Below are 19849 nucleotides of genomic sequence, written 5' to 3'. Positions count from 1 at the left end.
GAGAAGCCGCGGTGACACAGTCGGCTATTTCGCGTCGCCGAAGCCGTCGGCTGGCATCTTGCGGTCGATCCGACGCAAAATGCCTCGCAGCACGCGTCCGGCACCAACTTCCAAGAAGCCTTCGGTTCCATCGGCAATCATCTGCCGGACCGAATCTTCCCACCGCACGGGATTGACGACTTGGCGAGCCAACAGGCTGCGGATCTCATCGGGCGAAGTGTGTGCACTGGCATCGACATTCGACACGACCGGGATCTTGGCTTCGACGATCGGCATCTCCGCCAACGCTTCGGTCAGCGCTTCGACAGCGGATGCCATTAGGGGCGTGTGAAATGCGCCAGCCACGCTCAACGGGACCACTTTCATCGCTCCCGCTTCCGCCGCGGCGGGTTCCAGTCGGGCCAACGCGGTCTTGTGGCCCGAGACTGCGATATTTCCTGGGCACAGCAAATTGGCGATCTGCAAGACTTCGCCCGGCTCCGCGACCTGTTCGCACAACGCGGCCAGCTTTTCCGCGTCCATGCCCAGCACGCTCGACATGCCGCTTTCGACAGCATCGGCAGCGGCTTGCATCGCTTGACCGCGACGCTGCACCAATCGCACGGCGGATTCGAAGTCCAAGGCGCCAGCGAAACAGACAGCTGTATATTCGCCAAGGCTCAGCCCCGCGGCGACCGTCGCTTTTTCAACGACCTGCGGCTGTTCGGCTCGCAGCACCTCGACTGCAGCGATACTGCTGACAAACAGAGCTGGCTGGCTGTATTCGGTTGCCGAGAGCCGTTCTTCGGGGCCCGCCAGACAAACGTCGGCCAGATCATAGCCCAGGATTGCCGAAGCGCGATCAAACACCTCGCGGGCAACCGGCTTCTGCTCAATCAGGTCGCGGCACATGCCGACGGACTGAGCGCCTTGCCCGGGGAACAGAAAACCGATCTTTTGCACTTCGAGCGAAACCATGAGCGTCCATAGACCAACGGCAATGCAGCAAATCCAAGCGATTTGCGATTGCTTAGTGTAGAGATGTCAGATGAGATGAACCGAGCTGCGGTCTACTCTTCGTTGACTTCAACAATCGTGCGTCCCATGTAGTACCCACACTTTGGGCATACGGTGTGAGTCGGCGTTGCCGAGCTGCACTGGGGGCAATAGGTCAATTGCTTGCGGCTCAAGTGATCGTGCGAACGTCGCTTGTTGGTACGACTGTTAGAATGCTTGCGTTTTGGAACGGCCATGACGGAATCTCAGATTACGGAATTAGGAGCAACGCTCTTTGCGGACATATTGACTTATCAGCTTGTCGAAGCCCCATATCGTACAAATTCTTCAAATTACCTGTCAACGCGTTCGCTGTCGGATATCTCGACTATTTTCCGGTAACCTCCCGCCAAATGCCGCAAAACGGGACAAAGTCGGGCAAAACGTGTCTTTCCCGAACTCCGACAACTGAAATCACCCGCCGGAACAGAATTTCCGCAGCAGCCTTTGCAAGCATTCTCAACCGGCCAAAACCGCAGCTCAGCTAGCCATTTTGAGGAACAACTCCTCCAAAACCCAACGCGCCCGATCATCGGTCGAGTGGGTTCCTTTGAGCTTCAAGTCGGCATCCAACAGCCAGCCGAGCATCCGTTGGGCGCGAGGTCGGCCGATCTTCCGCAGATGAGCTTCGGCCTTCTTCATATCAAACGGGCGGAAGCCAGCTTGCTGCAGCGCGTCGGACAAGGAGATCCGGCGGCCCGACTTCTCCGCGTAGTCGATCGCGGCGGCGGCGAGCCCCAGTCGCCGCAGAGACCAGGAAATCTGAGGCAGCAGTGCAAACGCCTTCTCGCCGCTGGCGATCAGGTGATCCAGTTGCCGCAGCGCTTCACCCGAATTCCCTTCGGTCGCTGCATCGATGATCTCCCAAGTCGTCTTGCTGCGCCAGCCGCCGACAAACTTGCGAACCATGTCGTCCGTGACCGGTGCCCCCCGCTCGACGCAAACCGCTAGCTTGGCGATGTCGGTATCGAGCAGCCCCAGCGAGGTGCCGGACAGCTCGACCAGCGTCTCGGCGGCCCCTTTCTGCAGTTTGCACTGGTGTCGCGCCGCGACGAACCCGCACAAAAACGACTTCAGCTTGTTCAGATCGGGTTTGGTGCTGCGGCCGCTGCCGGTCGGAATCGCACACTGGACCAACAGATGGGTTTTGTTGATCGCTTTATAGAGTCGCGTGTTGCCGGGAAACGACTTCAGTTCCAACAGCAGCAACCCCGCCGAAGAGGGCTTGGCGACGTACGCCTCCAGTTCCGCGCGGTACTTGGAGACAAATTTGTCGGCGTCGCGAACAACGATCGATCGCGGTTGCCCCATCGAGAAGAGCGATCCGGTCTGCAATTCATCCCGTACATCCTTCCACTCCGCCAGTTCGCCATCGAGATCGATGCTGTCGGGGCGATCCTCTTCCGCCGCATCCAAGCCCAACAGCTTCCGCAACGTCCAGCTACGCAGCATCGGATCGTCGCCAAACAAGACGGTGACCGCGCTGGGGGCGGAGTCGCTGGCGGCGGTCAGCAGATCAAAAGCGTTCAGAAGCGGCATGGTCGGAATCGATCGGCGGGCAGACCAAAGTGACGAACATCGGAGCGGAATACGGTTTCAAACGACGCAACTGTAGCGGCTTTCCGCCAAGACAACACCCGACAGCTACTCAGAATCAACGACCTTCCTTAGGCAACGCCTCGCTCAAATCGCTGGCCAACTGCTGAAGCTCGCTCACCTGCAGCGACATCAACGACTCGACAGAATCGACCTTGCGGCCCAAGACCTCCTGAAGCGTCCGGATCCGACCGATCCACTCCCCCTTCTCAATCCCCTCTTGTAACCACTGTTCAGCAATAGTTGGCATCAGGCTTTCTCCTTCGATTCGCAATGCGTCGGCGACCGCTGTCCGCAACTGGTCGCGAGTCACTCGGTCGGTTCCGCTGACCAGATAGCGGAGGATCGTTTCGAGACTAGACAACCCCGTCGCTGGAGGGAGCAATTTACGAAACAGTCGCAAAAGCTCTGGCAACCTCTCGGGCAGTTCATCGCGCCCGATATATTTTAGCAGCGACATGTACGCAAAGAAAAGCGATTCGGCACGCAATTCTTCATCCGTGCAACAGCTCAGATCGATCAAAGGCAGGGTGAACGATGGGACATACGGCTGCAGCGATGCAGGAGCATCGATCAATTCCGGCAACGACCGGGCGACATTCCATGGCCGCACACCGTGATACAACACGATCGGGATCACACAGCACAACGGCAGCGAATCGCGCTGCCGCTGGTCCAGCACCCCAACTATATAACGCAACACCTGAAACGAAGTCATCGCGTCGGGCTTCGATTTGTGTTCGAACAACAACACAACCAACGCCTCGCCGCCACCAGCCAACGCGACCTCAAAGACAAGATCCGAAAGGCTCTCCCGCAAGGTTTGATCAACAAACGATTGCTTGGCCGGAACGATGGTATCGAGATCCAGCTCCGCCACGACCTCCGGCGGCAGACGCCACAACACAAGCTGCCGCACCTGATCGATCTCGCCTAAGAACCGGCGAACAAACCGGTCGTGAGGATTGTTGACGGCGTCGTCCGACATCGGTCCAGCCTCCCGTGTCTCACTTGCCTTCGACACCTACACATTATAGGGCAGATAGCAAGTAACACGGAATCGCGGAAACCGAAAACCGACGCCGGTTCTAACGAAAGCTTGCCCGGGGCAGAGCGGCTTGCGTGCCTTCGGGTTGCCCTTCGATCGGCTGGAACCCATTGATCCGGCCTTGCGGCGACAAGCCCTGCACCGAGACCGGCACGTCCAACGCATGCACGCCGACGTTCCCCGCCTTGTCGGTCGCCTCGACTCGCAAGTAAATCTCGCGAGGCAATTGCGGATCGGCTGGCCAAATGTAACGCCCCGTGTTCGCCAAGCCGGTAGCGATCGTGGTCCAGGGACCGTCGAGCGAATCGGAGAAGGCGAGGCTGATCGGGCGCGGGCCAAAGTTTTCGTCGTTGCAGGCGTAATCGATGATCAACGAACCGGTGTAGCTCTCGTCGCCATAAGTCGCCCCGGTCACCCGAGTCTGTGGCGCCGTGGTGTCGACCAGCACGTAGATGTCCGCTGGATCTCCCGAGACGGGCCGCGGCGTGGTCAACCCATTCGCCGCCACGATCACGATCCGGAATCCAACAATGCCTTCTTTGGACACTTCGATATCAAACGGACTCTGCTTGTCGGGATCGGCATTCCAACGCTGCCAAGTCTGGCCGCCGTCGCGAGTTCCCCAAAGTTCAACCGCTTCGACCCCGCCATTCCCGACCGATTCCACTTCGTAATCGAGACTGAACTGCTTCGACCGCGTCACCCTCGGCGTGTCGTTCAAGGACAACGATCGAGCCTGCCGTTCGCCGCTGGTCTCCGCCGGCGACTGAGTCTCTGCTGGCGTCGACGCACTGACCTGAGTCCCCTGCAGCGGACGGAATGCTTCGCGAGGCGCCGCGGGTCGCTGCATCGACTGGCTTTGCTGCGGCGTGCTAGGAGGCGAATAAGTCGAAGCCGCCGGCTCGGTCGCTGCGTAATTCGGAGTCTGCCCACCGACAGGCGGTTGCTGCTGTTGTTGCTGCAGCGGAGGATTGAGTCCAAAACCTTGCGTATCGCTAACCGCTCGCGCCGTCATCGGGACCGCGCCGCGATACTGCGACGTCGTGGGATGCGTGTAATTGTACGCGGGGTTCGTCGCCGCAACCGGCTGACCAGTCGACGGTGCTGGCGCTGTCGCGGGAGGATAAGCCGGATCGGCGACTGGAGCCGCTTGAGCCGACCGATAGGCTGGCTGAGTGTAACCGGGTGTCGTCGCTGGCTGAGCGTAAGTTGGGCTGCCGCGGAAAGTCGAGCGATCCGAAACCGCTGTCGCAGCCATCCCTGGGCCCGGCTGACGCTGTCCGCTAGCGAACGTCATCGGATTCGATGCCACGCGAGGGCGTTGCACCTGTTCGTTGAAGACGGTCTGGTTGCCCGCTTTGTCGCGGACGATCATTCGCACGTAGACCTGACGCCATTCGGTTTGCGGCTGCCACGTGATCCGCCCCACCAAAGCACCATCCTCGGGACGACGCCCCGGGCGACCTTCGATCGAGATCGGCATCCACTGCCGAACCGCATCGGTCATGTACTCCAACTGCATGTACTCTTCGTCGACCGCCACATCGGTGATCGCATAATCCAACACGATCTGGCCGTTGATATCCGAATCGGTTGTCGCCTGAACCTGCGGATTGGTCGTGTCGACAAACACGCGCAACTGCGGCGCCATGTTGCCGGTCGGATACGAGATCCCGCGAGCATCGATCGTCCGCGTGGAGAACCAGAAATCGCCATCCTCGGGAGCCTGGAACGGGAACCCGCTTTCATTAGCCGGCTGCCGAGCGAAGAACTTCCACGTCTTCCCCTGGTCTCGCGAGACAAATAATTGAACCTCGACCGGCTGGGCCCCCGTCCGCTCGACCGAAAAGGGGATATCAAAGCTGGTGTTGTTCAGGAACACTCCAGCCCCGAAGTCCTGCGTCGCCGGAGGCGTTGCGATCACGCTGGCCTGCATCGCAGGTGCCTGGGCAACGGCGACGTTTGTGCAACAATATAAAGGAATGGCACACAAGACCGCCAACGTTCGGTGAATTCGCTTTTGTCCCATGGATCCCTATCGCTCCGGTCAGATCGGTCGCGAGCTGCGATTTGCACGAGCAAACCGTCGTCGCGAATGCTGATTCTTCCTGTCGCACTCAAATTGCGGGTCGTGCCGGTCACGCACACCCCTTGTTCGGTTCGGCATTTTCAGCGGATCAACTTGAATCAAACACACGGCTCATCTAGGTAAACAATATGTTTGCGGCGGAATACGATTTTGATGTCCTAGTAATCGGTGCCGGGCACGCCGGAACCGAAGCTGCCGCGGCGGCGGCCCGGCTGGGAGCCAAGACGGCCCTGCTGACGACCAACCTCGATACCGTCGGCCAGATGAGCTGCAATCCGGCGATCGGCGGCGTCGCCAAAGGGCATATCGTCCGCGAAGTCGATGCCCTCGGCGGCCTGATGGGGATCGCGACCGATCGGACCGGCATCCAGTTCCGGATGCTCAATCGACGCAAGGGGCCGGCGATGCACAGCCCGCGTGCCCAAGCCGACAAAAAGGCGTACCAGATCGAGATCAAACGCTTGATCGAAGAACAGCCCAACCTCTGGCTGCGGCAGGAAGTCGTCGACGACTTGGTCACCGAAACGATCGACGGACGCACACAGATCACGGGAGTCAAAGTCAAAGGGGACGCGCTCTACCGCGCCCGCTGCGTCGTGCTGACGACGGGGACTTTTTTGCAAGCAATCATGCACACCGGCGAAGCCAAAACCCAAGGGGGCCGCGCCGGCGAAGGGACAACGGCCGGGATCAGCGGCGCCCTGCATCGACTCGGCTTCCAACTGGAACGCTTCAAAACCGGCACCCCTCCGCGGCTGAACGGCCGCACGATCGATTATTCGCAAACCGAACGCCAGCCGGGAGACGACGATCCGCAACCGTTCTCCTTCATGACCGATGCGATCACCACCCCGCAGCTCCCCTGCTGGATCACCCACACGAATGCCCAGGTCCATGACCTGATCCGCGCCAACCTCCAGCGGGCGCCGATGTACAGCGGCCAGATCGACAGTACCGGGCCACGTTATTGCCCGTCGATCGAGGACAAGATCGTCCGATTTGCCGAACGCGACTCGCATCAACTGTTCCTCGAACCCGAGGGCTTCAACACCCAAGAGGTCTACGTCAACGGCGTCTCGACCAGCCTGCCCCGCGATGTCCAAGACCAGATGTTCCGCTTGATCCCCGGCCTGCAAAACGCCCAGATCATGCGTTATGGATACGCCGTCGAATACGATTATTGTCCGCCACAGCAGCTTCGCCCCCACCTGGAGAGCAAGCTAGTCGATGGACTGTTCCTGGCCGGCCAGATCAACGGCACCACCGGATACGAAGAAGCCGCCGGGCAAGGACTGTTGGCCGGCGCCAACGCAGCTCTGACCGTTGCCGGCCGCGAACCGCTGATTCTCGGCCGCGAAGACGCCTACATGGGTGTGCTGATCGACGACCTCGTCACCAGCGGGACCGACGAACCGTATCGAATGTTCACCAGCCGCGCCGAATATCGACTCACCCTGCGACAGGACAATGCCGACCGCCGCTTAACCAAGATCGCCAACGACGTCGGCTTGATCGATCCCGCCCGCTGGCAGCGATTCGAAACCAAACTGGCCGAGATCGACCAGGGAACCCAGTGGCTCAAGGCGGGCCGCATCGAGGGACAACCAGCCGCCAAGTACCTCTGCCGCCCCGAAACGACGTGGCAACAGATCGAAGAAGCAGTCCCGCAACTGCGAGAACTCTCAGCCGAAGCGGCTCAACAGGTCGAATTCGACACGCGGTATGCCGGATACGTCAATCGGCAACAGACCGAGATCGCGCGGATGAACCGGTTGTCGGAAAAGAAGATCCCCGCCGATTTCGACTTCAAAAACATTCGCTCGCTGCGAACCGAAGCTTTTCAAAAATTCGAGAAGGTGCGGCCGATCACGATCGCCCAAGCGCGTCGGATCAGCGGAATCACGCCCGCCGACATCGCCCTCCTTCTGGCTAACCTGGAGTCGCAAAACATGGCAAAAACCAGCAAGCCGGAGCGTCGGCCTCAGACTCCGCCCCCCCAATCGGCAAGCCCGAATTGAGAAGGCCGCCAATCGTCGCAAGCTATTGAAAAGCCGCAGCTTACCCCAAACGAATTCATCTTGACCGGTCACGCGTCTTAGGTATAATTCCCAGAGTTGGCAAACCTGGCAATCAGGGAAGGGCCGGATGCCCTTGCCGAATGCGACCTGTAGGCTGCCCCTATCACGTATAGGCAACGCAACGGGTTTTTGTCGACGAGCCAGATCTGAAGCTTAAGACGTTCCTTCAGCTACCAGACTGTCTCAATCACCCGGTCGTTCTTTCGGACGGGAGCGACGGATTGCCTGGCGAACTCAGGCTCATGCAGGGAGGATGAATGCTATGACCACAAAAACGGTCTTTACCACCGGCGAGGCTGCCAAGATTTGCAAGGTCAGCCAACAAACGATCATTCGCTGTTTTGACAACGGAACGCTCAAGGGCTTCCGAGTCCCTGGCAGCCGATTCCGGCGGATTCCACGCGACCTCCTGTATTCCTTCATGAAGGACAACGGGATTCCGACCGACGCTCTCGAAAGCGGCAAGAAGAAGATCCTAGTCGTCGACGACGATGTCGATTTGGTCGAACTGATCGTCGAAGGCCTGGAGCGCGATGGCCGCTTCGATCTCCGCACCGCCAACAACGGCTTTGATGCGGGGATGCAAGTCAAAGAGTTTCGCCCCGACCTGGTGATCCTCGATGTCATGCTTCCCGATATCAACGGCAAAGAGGTTTGCCAACGCGTCCGCAGCGACCCTGCCATGGACAGCGTTCAAATCATCTGCATCTCGGGCATGATCGAACAAGATAAAGTTCAATCGCTCCGCGATGCAGGCGCCAACGACTTCATGCAGAAGCCATTTGCGATCGAAGATCTGATCGCTCGCGGCTGTGATCTGCTGGAGATCGAACGCAAAGCGGAACACTAGACGTTACCGAACTGTAAGCCAGCGAAATCGGCGATCCACCAGTCTCGCAACCGATGCCCGACTGGATGCCGGACCGACGCGGAATCCCCATGAACCAAACCGGGCTGCTGCCGTCGATCTCGTGGAATAGCTCACGCTGGTGGCTGCCGCTGTCGACCGCCACCGCAAATCAACTGGCTCAACAGTTCCTGCAACCCACCTCCGACGCGCTTCGAGCGCTGTTGGAATCCGATCCCGCACTGCGGATCTGGATGCTGTTGGAATCTGCAGCTTCCAATAACGCGGCTCTCCTTACGCTCAGCAACCTAGCCAACCAGGCTCCCGCTGCGCTCGCTGCTGCATTCCGCGACAGCGACCGAAGAAGCGATCCGCCCAGCGACTTACAGAGCTTCCATCCCCAGTGGTGCGAACTGCACCGCGATGCCACCGCGTGGGATTCCCCCGAGCGATGGCTGCAGGTCACCGGCCCCGCCGCTCCATCGGCTTGGCAACAGACTTGGCCTCGATTGGTCGACGCCACCAACCTCCCGCAAACATGTCCCGATTTCGGCGGCAACAAGCTCGACCTCGCGCGGCTTTTGCAAACCATCGATCGCGCCGCGGCGACAAATGCTCACTTCGACAACGCGCTGAATACGGAAAAGCTCGCGGCGTTAAAAGAGTTTGCTTACGGCCTCAGCCACGAGATCAACAATCCGCTGGCCAACATCTCGACTCGCGCGCAGAGCCTCGCCCGCGACGAAAGCTCTCCCGATCGCAAACGGATGCTCGCCGCGATCGTCAACCAGGCGATGCGTGCGTACGAGATGATCGCCGACGCGATGTTCTTCGCGAATCCGCCGCAGCCGAAGATTGCCGATGACAGCGACCCCGAAGACGTTTCGGAATTGGTCCGCCAGATCGTGGATGAATTCACCGCCAGCAGCGCGATCGACGGCATCGCGATCTCCTCGCAGATCGCCCCCGATTGCCGAGCCACCATCGATCGCGGACAGATTGCCGACGCGATCCGCTCTCTGTTGCGCAACGCCTGCGAAGCGATCCACCCTCCCGGCCAGATCGCCATCGAACTGGTTCGCGCTGACAAAATTCTGCGTCTGAGGGTCACCGACAGCGGGCCTGGCCTGAACGAGCGCGAACGACGGCACGCCTTCGACCCATTCTTCAGCGGGCGTGAAGCGGGCCGCGGACTTGGGCTTGGCCTCTGCAAAGCCCAACGCGTGATCGAACTAGCCGGCGGCCAGATCGCCATCGACAGCAGCCCCACTGGCTGCGTTGCAACCGTGCATATTCCGGCTGCCACGCAGTGAAATACCGGCTCCGGCGGCGTGACGCTACAAGCAACATCGATGTTGCGTCACGGCAGTCACTGCACAACATTTCGCGACGCTTTTGCCTTCTCCAGGATCTGGGCTTCGTCCAACAAACGTCCCGCAGTCAGCGAATCGGGGATCTGGATCTTTGCCGGCACCGCAAATTCGCCATCGGGGAACGAAACATAAAACTCCCCGGTCTTTAGTCTTGGAAAGTCATTGGCCTGCGAACCTTTTCCCGACATCAGCTCCGTCAAGGTTTGCAACGACGCGGGAGAGTTGGCCCGTCCATAAAAATGCGTTGCACAGTTCCCAACGATTTTGGTGTCGATGTCTTTGGGATGCTGGGTAGCAAAGATAATTCCCAGCTTGTACTTCCGAGCCTGCGCCGCTAACTGCCGCATACTTGCCAGACACGATGAACTTCCCTGGCTGGGAACAAAGTCGCGTGCCTCGTCGATCACCACCAGCCCACGCAGAGCGCGGCCGCCCGGCGGCGTCGGATTCTTCTTGATCCACGAGAACAACGTCATCGCCAATTGATTGATGAAGTCGCATTGAGCCGACTTCCCCGGCAATCCGATCAAGCTGATGATCGACAGCCGCAACCTCTCGCTGGCTCGTTCGTCGCCAAACAGCACCGCCGGATCGAGTTTCACCCCGCGACTGCCCAACAGAGGATTCTGGACGATAGCAACCTTTAAACTGTCTGCGATCTCCCGCGCCAACTTCTGCTCATTCTGCACCCCCACCATCGCTCCAGAGGGCAATTCATCGAGCATTTGGGCGTATGCTGGCAGCGAACAGGTCGTGGCCTGCGCTGCAAAAAACGAAAGGGAACGGGACAAGATCCCCGCCTTGGAACGAGCGCGCTGAGACGACTGCGTTGCCCCAACGATCTCGCGCAGCGAACCTTCGACCATTTTCACCGCTTGATCCAGCTCAGCCGGATCGTTGCGAAGCGCCTTGAAGTCGGGGATCGGCTCCAAACACAGCGGGTTGCCATCTTCGCGCCCCGGTGTCCAAACGACCTGCTCCACTCGCTGTGCGAATTGCGCCGCCGCGTCGGCATCATCAGCCCCCCAATACTCCGAAGGCTGATCGCGCCGCTCGTCGAACGTGCACATGTCTTGTGCACAATCGACGATCAGCGAAGGGATCCCTGCCAAGGCCGCCTGTTCAACGATTCGTCGAACCGTCACAGTCTTCCCCGACCCCGCGCCACCAAGCACCAGCGAATGTTTGGCCAGCGTTGGTACGGGCAATTCGACGAGCGTTGACTCGCCAAAAGCCTGAACGCGCATTCCCAGTGGCAAACGGTTCGACCGAAACTCGGGCGACGTACTTACCTTCGATTCGGAACCATTCCTCGGCGACAGATCGGGTGTCGCCTCATTCATGTTGTTGCGTTCCGACGGGCTTGCTGCTCCAACAGAATCTTCCTTCTCTGCTGCCCCGACATCAGCGGGAGTTGTCGAATCGAACTGACTCTGGAACGCCTCGGCTTCGGGATCTTGCGGCGTCTTTGGCGACAAGGAATCGAAGACGTGCTGTGGCACGAGAGCCTCTGCGAGATCGGACATCGCGCTAATTGGTGTCCGCGATTGCAGCCAGCGATTCAAATCGGGATCGTCCTCGTGCAACAGAGTGTTCAATGCTGCAAGCGTCTTCAGTTGGTCGATGTTTAACGGGAACAGTTTCCCTCCCTGCTTCAGCAGCGTGTCGACTAACTGTTGGGTCAGCGCACCTCCCGGCAATGGCTTGTGGCGAACGATGGTGAGATGCCGATAGGAAAGATCACGATCGATTCCGGATTGCGTCATCGCCGAACGCAAGCGACTTTGGAAAGCACGGGCATTTTTCCATTCCAACCCGCGCACGCAGAAGTGCAGCTCCCGACCTCGCTCGTTGTGGAAGACAAATCGCACCCGCGCATGCAACGGCTTGGCATTTGCCCCACCAGCAAATTCACGCTCGACAATGACATCGACATCATTGGGGACTCGATCCTGATGCTCGATCATCAGGCAACGCATCGCCGCGTCATACAGCGGCGCCAACCGCTCATCCTCTGCCTTCTCATCCAGGATCGTCTCCGCATCCACCGCTTCCCGCAACTCTTGGAATCGACCATCGAGACGACTCGACTCCGACCCGTCCGGGCCGGTTCCTTTGGGCTTTGCCTCGATCGAAGAAACCTCCTCGACAGCTTGCTGCGTCAAGAACTTACGGCGGTACTGGTCGCAGACCTTCAAGGCATGTCGAGGCGTATTGTCGGCCAGTTGCGCCAGCGCATCGGAAGTAAACGGCCAAGTGGGATACGGAGCCTTGAAACCGATTTGCCGATAGCCATCGGAGAGCCGCTTGCCGATCATTTCAGCGATCGATCCATCGGAGGTCGGCTGCAGCACGCTTGGTTCATGAAACCGATCCAATTGGCTGGCTAAGCAGATCTCGGGCAAAATGTGCCATGTCGATTCGATGCATGCCACGATCGGCAGCGTCCAGTCGAGTTCGCGCATCGATGCCAGCCCGGCACCGATCTGTTGGACGATTTGGTCCGACGCAGCCTGTTCCTGTTCGGCGACATCCCGAAACTGACGCTGCCCGACTTGATGCACAATCGGATCGAGTTGGTCAAACGCGACCACGGTCGGCCCATTGAGGCTCATGTACCAAATGATTCCTTTAACGATCTCACGCGGCAGTGCAACATCGCGAACGAATCCGAATCCCTGCGAAGCCTGGGACTCCAACTGCTGCCCCTGCAACCACGCGTAACCGACGCTTTGGGTTTCGATGTCCTCAGAATTCAAGCAACAGATCGCCCGAATCGCATCCTGATGCTTAAGCGTATTGGTTTGATGGCGTCCCCCGTTGTACCTCTGCAGGTAACCAAGGATCTTGTCGATGTTCCGCTTCAAAGTTTGCGGACGGTTTTGTGTCAGTGTCGCCAGCACCTCATGCACCGGCCTCTGGGGACACAACAGCTTAACGAAGCGACGCATCAACAGTTCCTGCTGCGTCCTCCCTTCATCGACATCCTGTTGCAATGAATCGATCACACCCTGCAACAACGTTTCCCAAAAGTCGCGAACGTCGGTCATGTCGACCAAAACAAACGCCGCGTCCGCTGCGATCGCCGACCGGCGGAAATCGCCCAACAAATGCGTCTTCCCCGCTCCACCGGGACCGACGATCGGCCAGCCCATAATCCCTGCCCGCGGATTCTGACGAATCTCCGCCAACCGATTCGCAAATTCGATCCTCAGCGGCTCGTGGAGCTTGCGGACATCCGTTGGGTTATCGACCCACACATCTTGCAGCCGGACCGCGCAATCAAAAGTCACGCGCCGCATTGCGTCGACGGCGATATCTACTGCAGTTGAGGCTGGCATGGGCTTGCTCCTTGCAAATACAAAATGTGAGTTTCCTGTCCGCTGATCGTTGTTAATGCAGCATCGCGATCGGCCGTACCAATCTCCAGTGGGTTCTCCAGCCGCATCATCGACAACTCTCCCCGACGCTGCATTGCCAACAGCGCATCATCGACATCGTTGCGTGCGTAAGAGTCCAGCAGCGGTCGCAGCTCCGCCAGTCGCACGCGTTGCTTGAACTGCCCATCGGTCAACAGCAAGCAGGCTTGTTGAATCGCCTCCGGGAGACCGCTTGGGTCTTGCAGGCTGGGCTCCGCAGCAGACGCTTGTCGCACGATTTCTGCAGTTTCCTCCGCCACTCGACGCTGATAATCCTGAGCTTGATGAATCATCTGACCGATCGATAGCGTTTGATCTTGGCTGGCAAAATAACTGGCCAACAGCTGCGTCAGACCGGCGAAGACGTCTTTAATCCGTGGGCTCCGCGTGTCGATCGGTTCGTTCAGATGCTCTTGCACCCACAACCAACCTTCATCGGTCAATTCGACATAGGTCGGCCGGCCGCTCTCTCTCGTCAAGCCTTGCTTCTCCAACAGCTTGCGGTTGCCAGCGGGAGTCGGCTTCACTTTAGCCTCTTTCAGATACAGCCCGCCCCCGGGACTGACCGCAAGCGACCACAAGAACAGCCGTTGCATTGGACTCAATTCAGTCGATATCACGCGCCACCTCAACCTATTGATTTTCAGCAATCCGGAAATTAACGACGTCACGAATTTTCTCGATCGCCAACAACGGGTCGGCGATCACTTCATCATGCGGCAGCCGTAACACCAGATAACCGCTGATCAATAATTCGTAGTCGCGAGAACGATCCTTGCGAAACTCTTCCTCCGTGCTATGGAACCGAAAGCCATCGACTTCCACGACTACTTTACCAGCTCGCCACAGCAAATCCACCACACACGGAGAATCACGAACCGCCAAAACACGTACATTGGATTCAAACATCCCCGCCAGTGATGGATCGTTGGCAAGCGTTCTGGCAAGCAACTGTTCTCCTGGACTGCCCGGATGAGGGCGGCCAAGGATCGGAAAGACCAGCTTCCGCTCGACCGGGTTCTGCCTGCCGGCTAGCCGATCCGCCCCCGGCCTTGCTGCCTCCGCAACGACATTCGCTTCCGGCGAAGTTGCTGCAGCTCCGGACAACGGCAATTGCGGATTCTCGCTTCCAGAACGATGCACATACGGCAACTTCTCCAGCATCCGCTGGCTTGCGATCGCAGGATCGGTCACCAGGTAAACCGCTCCACCTGTTTGATCGGCTACCCATTCACAACCCGCCGCCAATCCCATCATTCGCGGATCATCACACGCTTCGTTCCACGTGGCAGAAATCAAAACCACTAACGGTGATCCCGCCAATGCCGCAGCCAATTGCCGCAACTGCTGCGTCAGTGAAAACTGGGGAACAAACGGCACTTGATTCCTGGCGACACATCTGATCGCCAACCGCAACCATCGCGGATCGACAGCGCGATGAAGCTCGGAACGGCAACCGGCGACCATCGCCTCAACGATCTCGTCGAAGGAAGCATCTTGCCCGCGCCCCGCTTCAGCCGCATGATCGAATGAAAATGTTTGGCGATACCAATTTGGCCAATATTGCAATGCCGCTTCAGCAAACGTTTCAGTGAACGCATGCATCCAATGCGAGCTTTCGGGGACTGAACGCATCGCATAACGTACGATGCAGCAATTGGGATTTCGTTGAAGCAACAGTTTACTGACCGAATCACAGGTCGACATCACGTCATCGACCGCCAGCCCCATGAGCCCCGCAGACAGATCCGGCAACCATTCCAATCGGCTATCATCCATGTGGCAATCCAATTACGTGCATCGTCCCCGCCTCTAAATCGCAAGCGAATCTAGCACAGCAGCAGCGTGCTCTCAACAAATTTTGAACCGCAACCGCAGCGATCTCAAACGCCATATAATCGTTCTCATTTCCCGACTCCGTTTATACAAAGCACCCAACAGTTGACCGCGATCCTTGGAATCTCCGCTTTTTACCACGACAGTGCGGCGGCACTTATCGTCGACGGAGTGATCGTTGCGGCGGCGCAGGAAGAGCGTTTTACGCGGTGCAAGCACGACGCAAGTTTCCCTGAACATGCGATCGCTTTTTGCCTGGAACAAGCCGGTCTCTCGCGCGCTGATCTCGACTACGTCGTCTTCTACGAAAAGCCGTTTGTGAAGTTCGAACGACTGCTGGAGACCTATCTGGCGGTCGCTCCCGCGGGCTTCCGCAGCTTTGCCGCCGCGATGCCGGTCTGGTTAAAGGACAAGTTATTCATCAAACGCAGACTGCGGCGAGAACTCGCCGACGCGCCCAAAGCCAAGCTGATCTTCACCGGGCATCATCAGAGCCACGCGGCGAGCGCCTTCTTCCCCAGCCCGTTCGAAGAAGCGGCCTTCTTAACGCTCGATGGCGTTGGCCAGTGGGCCACGACAACTTGGGGCGTCGGCCGCGGAAACAAACTCCAAACCGATCACCAAATCAATTTCCCGCACTCGCTGGGGCTGCTCTATTCCGCGTTCACCTATCACTGTGGATTTACAGTCAACAGTGGCGAATACAAGCTGATGGGACTGGCACCCTACGGATCGCCGATCTACGCCGACAAGATCCGCGAGCATTTGATCGACATCCGCGACGACGGCAGCTTTTGGATGGACATGCGTTTCTTCCAATACTGCCGCGGACTGACGATGACCAATCGTCGGTTCAGCGACCTATTCCAGATCGCGCCGCGCCAGCCCGAATCGGAATTCCAGCAGCAACATTTCGACATGGCAGCCAGCGTCCAAGCGGTCACCGAAGAGATCGTGCTGGCGATGGCCAGGCACATCCATCGACAATCCGACTGCAAAAACCTGGTCCTTGCCGGAGGCGTCGCGCTGAATTGCGTCGCCAACGGGCGGCTGTTGCGAGAAGGACCCTTTGAGCGCATCTGGATTCAACCGGCTGCCGGAGATGCGGGAGGCGCACTCGGTGGAGCACTGTTTGCTTGGCACCAACTGCTGAAAAAACAACGCACCGTCCAACCGGACCAAGATTCGCAAGCCGGCAGCCTGTTGGGCCCCAGTTACACCAACGCCGCGATTTCGCAGTTCCTGGATCGACAAGCGGCTCGCTACACGCAAATCGATGACGACCGAGAACTTACGCGCCGCGTGGCGGAACTGCTGGCTGAAGGGAAGGTCGTCGGCTGGTTTCACAATCGGATGGAGTTTGGTCCGCGAGCGCTCGGCGCTCGCAGCATCCTGGCCGACGCGCGTGCTCCACAAATGCAGTCGATCCTGAACAACAAAGTTAAACGCCGCGAGAGCTTTCGGCCGTTTGCACCGATCGTACTTCAAGACCTGGCTTCGGAGTGGTTCGACATCGCTCCGCAGCACGACAGCCCGTACATGTCGTTTATCACCACCGTTGCGAAATCGAAACGAACGCCACCCCAAGACGATCCAACTAACCTTCCCTCCGATCAGGGAACGGAGCCCGATGCATTATCGCGCAGGCTCAACGGGCCGCCGCGCAGCCGCGTTCCCGCGGTCACCCATGTCGACGATTCGGCGCGACTGCAAACGGTCGATCGCGTCCGCAACCCGCGACTGCATCAACTGCTGACCGACTTCTACCAACAGACTCAATGTCCGGTCCTGGTCAACACAAGCTTCAACGTTCGCGGGGAACCGATCGTATGCACTCCCGAAGACGCCTACCGCTGCTTTGCGAAGACCGAGATCGACGTCTTGGTTCTAGAAAATTGCATCGTGCTCAAATCCGAGAACTCGGATCAATAATCGGCGATCAGCTCGCATTCCAACGCATGCCCCAGCATCCATGAAACCTTCCGACATCACCACCGATCCCGACGACAAGACGCTCCGCCAGTTTGGCTTCCTACTGGGACTGATCCTCGTCATCGCCGCCGGCTTCCGTTGGCACGCTGGTTCGACGAACCTAGCCGGAGCGATGACCGCCGCTGCTGTCGCCAGCGCCGCGATCGGTGCGGTGGTTCCGCGGATGCTGAAGCCGCTGTTTGTCGGATGGATGATCGCCGTCTTTCCAATCCGCTGGCTGGTCTCTCACATGATCTTAGCGATCATTTATTATGGGATCATCACGCCGCTGGGGCTGATCCTGCGAATCGCGGAGCACGATCCGCTGGGGCGCAAGAAATCGACGCGGCCCAGCCACTGGATCGCGGCGGAGCCAGAGGTCGCAGCCGAGCGATACCTGAAACAATACTGAGCAAAACGGGAAGCCCCAACATCGATGCAGCAGGTCGCGGGCAAGCCTCCAATCAATCCGAGCATGGACAATGGAAGATCAAGACGACGACAAATTCGCCGAAATGGCCAACGCTTCCCACGAGCAATCGTTCCTGAGCGAGCTGGTTGAATTCTTGAGGTTCAACAAGAAGTGGTGGCTCGCCCCGATCCTGGTCGCCCTGCTGCTGCTCGGTGCACTGTTGCTGCTGTCGGGAACCGCAGCAGCCCCTTTCATCTATACGCTGTTTTGAGCTGCCTCAATCCAACAGCATGATCTCGACCTTTCGGAACTCGATCGGATGGCTCTCGGATTGCAGCGAGATCGATCCACCGGACAGCATCTTCGTCCCCGCCTTTTCGATCAACTTGGCGGCGTGAGCGTCGCGCTCATCCAGCTGCGGCTTGGTGTATTCCAGAACCACCTCGCCATCGATCAAGTGGCGGATCACGTCGTTCCCACGAACTTCGATCTCGACCGTCACCCATTGGTCGCCGTGATAGGTCTTCGATGACGAACTGGTGCAGTGTGGCGTAAACAGCTTGCCATCTTTCACGACGTTGGTTCCGGGAGTGCATAGATTGGCGTTAGTCCGCGGGCGATTGCCATCGCCACCGAGCAATTGCACCTCGATCGAGGTCGGAAAGTCTTGATCCTTGGTCATTTCTTCAGGCGACTCGCCATGCAGCATCACGCCGCTATTGCGAAGCGCCCAGCCCTCGCCTCCCTTGCATTGCTCGCCGACAAATCGGTACTCAACGCGGAAGCGGTAGTTCGAAAACGGCTGCTTGTAAAACAGATGCCCGAAACGTTTATCAAACGAATCGTAGGCTTCGTAGCCGACCTTCATGACGCCATCTTCGACGCGGAACGTGTTGCCGTAATTGTCGCCCAGATCGTAGCCCTTGATCTTGGGTGTCCAGCCGTCGAGATTCTTGCCGTTGAACAGCGAAACCCATTGCCCCTTGGGGAACGCTTCGTCCGCTGTGGCAGCGGTTGAAACAAACAGCGAAACGAGAGCAAGCGCGACGACAGAAGCTTTCATGCGACGGTGACCTATCAAAAATTAGAAGCGAATCGTTTTCGAGACATTGTAAACAAAACCTCTGTTCGATGGAGCTTCTCAATGTGAAATCGGTCTCCGCAACGCAATCGTAACGGGATGCTCCGCAGCCCCAGGAAAGATGCCCAAGCCTCTCATGAGATCAGGCGAGGCTCGACCAAATCATCTTCACGCCCGATGCGGTCATGACGACGATCAAGAAGACAAAGATCAAGCGGTTCCCCTTTTTGATTGCCAGCTTCGCTCCCACCACGCCGCCGATCGCGTTCCCCAGGGCCATCGTCAACCCAGGCAGCCATTCGATGTAGCCGTAGAAAGCAAACAAGGCGACGGCAGCCAGAGTGACCAAAAAACCGATCAGGTTTTTAATCGCGTTGGAGGCCAACAGGTCGCCGGTGTTCAACAGACTCATCGCCATCAACAGCAGAATCCCCATCCCCGCTTGGATGAAACCGACGTAGATGCCGATCGCAAAAAACAGCGGAGCTGTGACCCATCGCGACCGGTCGCTCGCCTGGCGCGCTTCGATCAACCGCTTGGGATTCATCGCGATCAACACCGCCATGCACAAGAAGATCACGCCAAAGATCGCCTCGAAAATACCCGATGGCAGATAGACCGCCAGTAATCCGCCCGCCGGCACTCCGGCCAGCGTTGGAATCGTCAGCTCGAAGGCCAATCGCCGATTCAAGAACCCGTGTTTGTTGAACGTGGCAACCGCCGAAGCACTGGAAAACAAGACAGCCACGCGATTGGTCCCGTTGGCAACCTTGGGGTCTAGGCCGAACAGCATCAGCGCCGGGAGCGTTAGGAACGATCCACCACCCGCGATCGTATTGATGATCCCTGCAATGAACCCCGCGACGATCAAAACGACGTACCAAGCCAGCTCCTGCATTTCCCGATCGATTCCTTCGAGGCGACGCATCGCCTGGCGGCTGTGAACTTCATTGCAGGCGAGAACAAACCAACGCCAGCGGACCAAACACCGGCCCAGTATGACACCAACGGTAAATCGCGACCATGCGTGATCCGACGTGGTACCACTTTGGCAGCACCTTCGG

General features: G+C 58.5%; 16 protein-coding genes. 6 read left to right on the top strand and 10 right to left on the bottom strand.

All coding sequences use genetic code 11. The features are described from left to right. Nucleotides 1-24 precede the first annotated feature (24 nt). From fabD to EC9_RS01785, 5 genes are all read right to left on the bottom strand, one after another. Nucleotides 25-957 (bottom strand): ACP S-malonyltransferase, encoded by a 933-nt coding sequence (gene fabD, locus EC9_RS01805; RefSeq protein WP_145341861.1) that lies wholly within the window; start codon nucleotides 955-957, stop codon nucleotides 25-27. A 92-nt stretch (nucleotides 958-1049) separates the two neighbouring features. Next, on the bottom strand, nucleotides 1050-1232 hold the full coding sequence (gene rpmF / locus EC9_RS01800) for a 50S ribosomal protein L32 (RefSeq protein WP_145117368.1): 183 nt from the start codon (nucleotides 1230-1232) through the stop codon (nucleotides 1050-1052). Nucleotides 1233-1515: 283 nt separating this feature from the next. Beyond that, a complete protein-coding gene (gene holA, locus EC9_RS01795) occupies nucleotides 1516-2574 on the bottom strand; it encodes a DNA polymerase III subunit delta (RefSeq protein ID WP_145117367.1) in 1059 nt (352 codons plus the stop codon). A 115-nt stretch (nucleotides 2575-2689) separates the two neighbouring features. After that, nucleotides 2690-3619: an Rpn family recombination-promoting nuclease/putative transposase gene (locus EC9_RS01790; protein WP_145341859.1), complete on the bottom strand. Its 930-nt coding sequence runs from the start codon at nucleotides 3617-3619 to the stop codon at nucleotides 2690-2692. 100 nt (nucleotides 3620-3719) lie between these two features. Then, nucleotides 3720-5708: a hypothetical protein gene (locus EC9_RS01785; RefSeq protein ID WP_145341857.1), complete on the bottom strand. Its 1989-nt coding sequence runs from the start codon at nucleotides 5706-5708 to the stop codon at nucleotides 3720-3722. Nucleotides 5709-5896: 188 nt separating this feature from the next. Between EC9_RS01785 and mnmG the strand changes: the two genes are divergently transcribed. The 3 genes from mnmG to EC9_RS01770 all read left to right on the top strand — a co-directional run bounded on the left by mnmG (nucleotide 5897) and on the right by EC9_RS01770 (nucleotide 10006). Then, nucleotides 5897-7786, top strand: coding sequence for a tRNA uridine-5-carboxymethylaminomethyl(34) synthesis enzyme MnmG (gene mnmG / locus EC9_RS01780; protein WP_145341855.1), 1890 nt, complete (start codon nucleotides 5897-5899; stop codon nucleotides 7784-7786). Between the two features lie 322 nt (nucleotides 7787-8108). After that, complete coding sequence (locus tag EC9_RS01775) at nucleotides 8109-8696, top strand: response regulator (protein ID WP_145117363.1); 588 nt, start codon at nucleotides 8109-8111, stop codon at nucleotides 8694-8696. A gap of 53 nt (nucleotides 8697-8749) precedes the next feature. Continuing rightward, on the top strand, nucleotides 8750-10006 hold the full coding sequence (locus EC9_RS01770; RefSeq protein WP_145341853.1) for a sensor histidine kinase: 1257 nt from the start codon (nucleotides 8750-8752) through the stop codon (nucleotides 10004-10006). A 56-nt stretch (nucleotides 10007-10062) separates the two neighbouring features. Here EC9_RS01770 and EC9_RS01765 read toward each other — a convergent pair whose 3' ends face one another. From EC9_RS01765 to EC9_RS01755, 3 genes are read right to left on the bottom strand one after another with little or no spacing between them, the layout of a single operon-like run. After that, on the bottom strand, nucleotides 10063-13407 hold the full coding sequence (locus EC9_RS01765) for an ATP-binding protein (protein WP_145341851.1): 3345 nt from the start codon (nucleotides 13405-13407) through the stop codon (nucleotides 10063-10065). Then, the gene (locus tag EC9_RS01760) at nucleotides 13386-14081 is read right to left on the bottom strand and encodes a hypothetical protein (RefSeq protein ID WP_218934520.1); all 696 of its coding nucleotides are present in this window, start codon (nucleotides 14079-14081) and stop codon (nucleotides 13386-13388) included. Before EC9_RS01760 ends, EC9_RS01765 begins: the two co-directional genes overlap by 22 nt. Before the next feature lie 37 nt (nucleotides 14082-14118). Beyond that, nucleotides 14119-15264, bottom strand: a complete 1146-nt coding sequence (locus EC9_RS01755; RefSeq protein WP_145341848.1) for an endonuclease domain-containing protein — start codon at nucleotides 15262-15264, stop codon at nucleotides 14119-14121. A gap of 162 nt (nucleotides 15265-15426) precedes the next feature. On the opposite strand from EC9_RS01755, the gene EC9_RS01750 reads away from it, so the two are divergent. The 3 genes from EC9_RS01750 to EC9_RS01740 all read left to right on the top strand — a co-directional run bounded on the left by EC9_RS01750 (nucleotide 15427) and on the right by EC9_RS01740 (nucleotide 17975). Continuing rightward, a complete protein-coding gene (locus tag EC9_RS01750) occupies nucleotides 15427-17253 on the top strand; it encodes a carbamoyltransferase family protein (protein ID WP_145341846.1) in 1827 nt (608 codons plus the stop codon). Nucleotides 17254-17293: 40 nt separating this feature from the next. Next, nucleotides 17294-17704 (top strand): SxtJ family membrane protein, encoded by a 411-nt coding sequence (locus tag EC9_RS01745; RefSeq protein ID WP_145341844.1) that lies wholly within the window; start codon nucleotides 17294-17296, stop codon nucleotides 17702-17704. 70 nt (nucleotides 17705-17774) lie between these two features. After that, nucleotides 17775-17975: a DUF5989 family protein gene (locus EC9_RS01740; RefSeq protein WP_145341842.1), complete on the top strand. Its 201-nt coding sequence runs from the start codon at nucleotides 17775-17777 to the stop codon at nucleotides 17973-17975. 6 nt (nucleotides 17976-17981) lie between these two features. Here the strand turns inward: EC9_RS01740 and EC9_RS01735 are convergent, their stop codons facing one another. Both EC9_RS01735 and EC9_RS01730 read right to left on the bottom strand, forming a co-directional pair. Further along, nucleotides 17982-18767 (bottom strand): 3-keto-disaccharide hydrolase, encoded by a 786-nt coding sequence (locus tag EC9_RS01735; protein ID WP_145341840.1) that lies wholly within the window; start codon nucleotides 18765-18767, stop codon nucleotides 17982-17984. Between the two features lie 160 nt (nucleotides 18768-18927). Further along, nucleotides 18928-19713 carry a sulfite exporter TauE/SafE family protein gene (locus EC9_RS01730; RefSeq protein ID WP_246105910.1) on the bottom strand — a complete coding sequence of 262 codons (786 nt, stop codon included), beginning with the start codon at nucleotides 19711-19713 and terminating at the stop codon, nucleotides 18928-18930. Nucleotides 19714-19849: the final 136 nt, after the last annotated feature.

Origin of the sequence: Rosistilla ulvae (assembly GCF_007741475.1) — a bacterium.
Lineage (GTDB): Bacteria > Planctomycetota > Planctomycetia > Pirellulales > Pirellulaceae > Rosistilla > Rosistilla ulvae.
The sequence above is the reverse complement of the archived record's forward strand: the minus strand, read 5'-3'. Positions and strand labels throughout refer to the sequence as shown.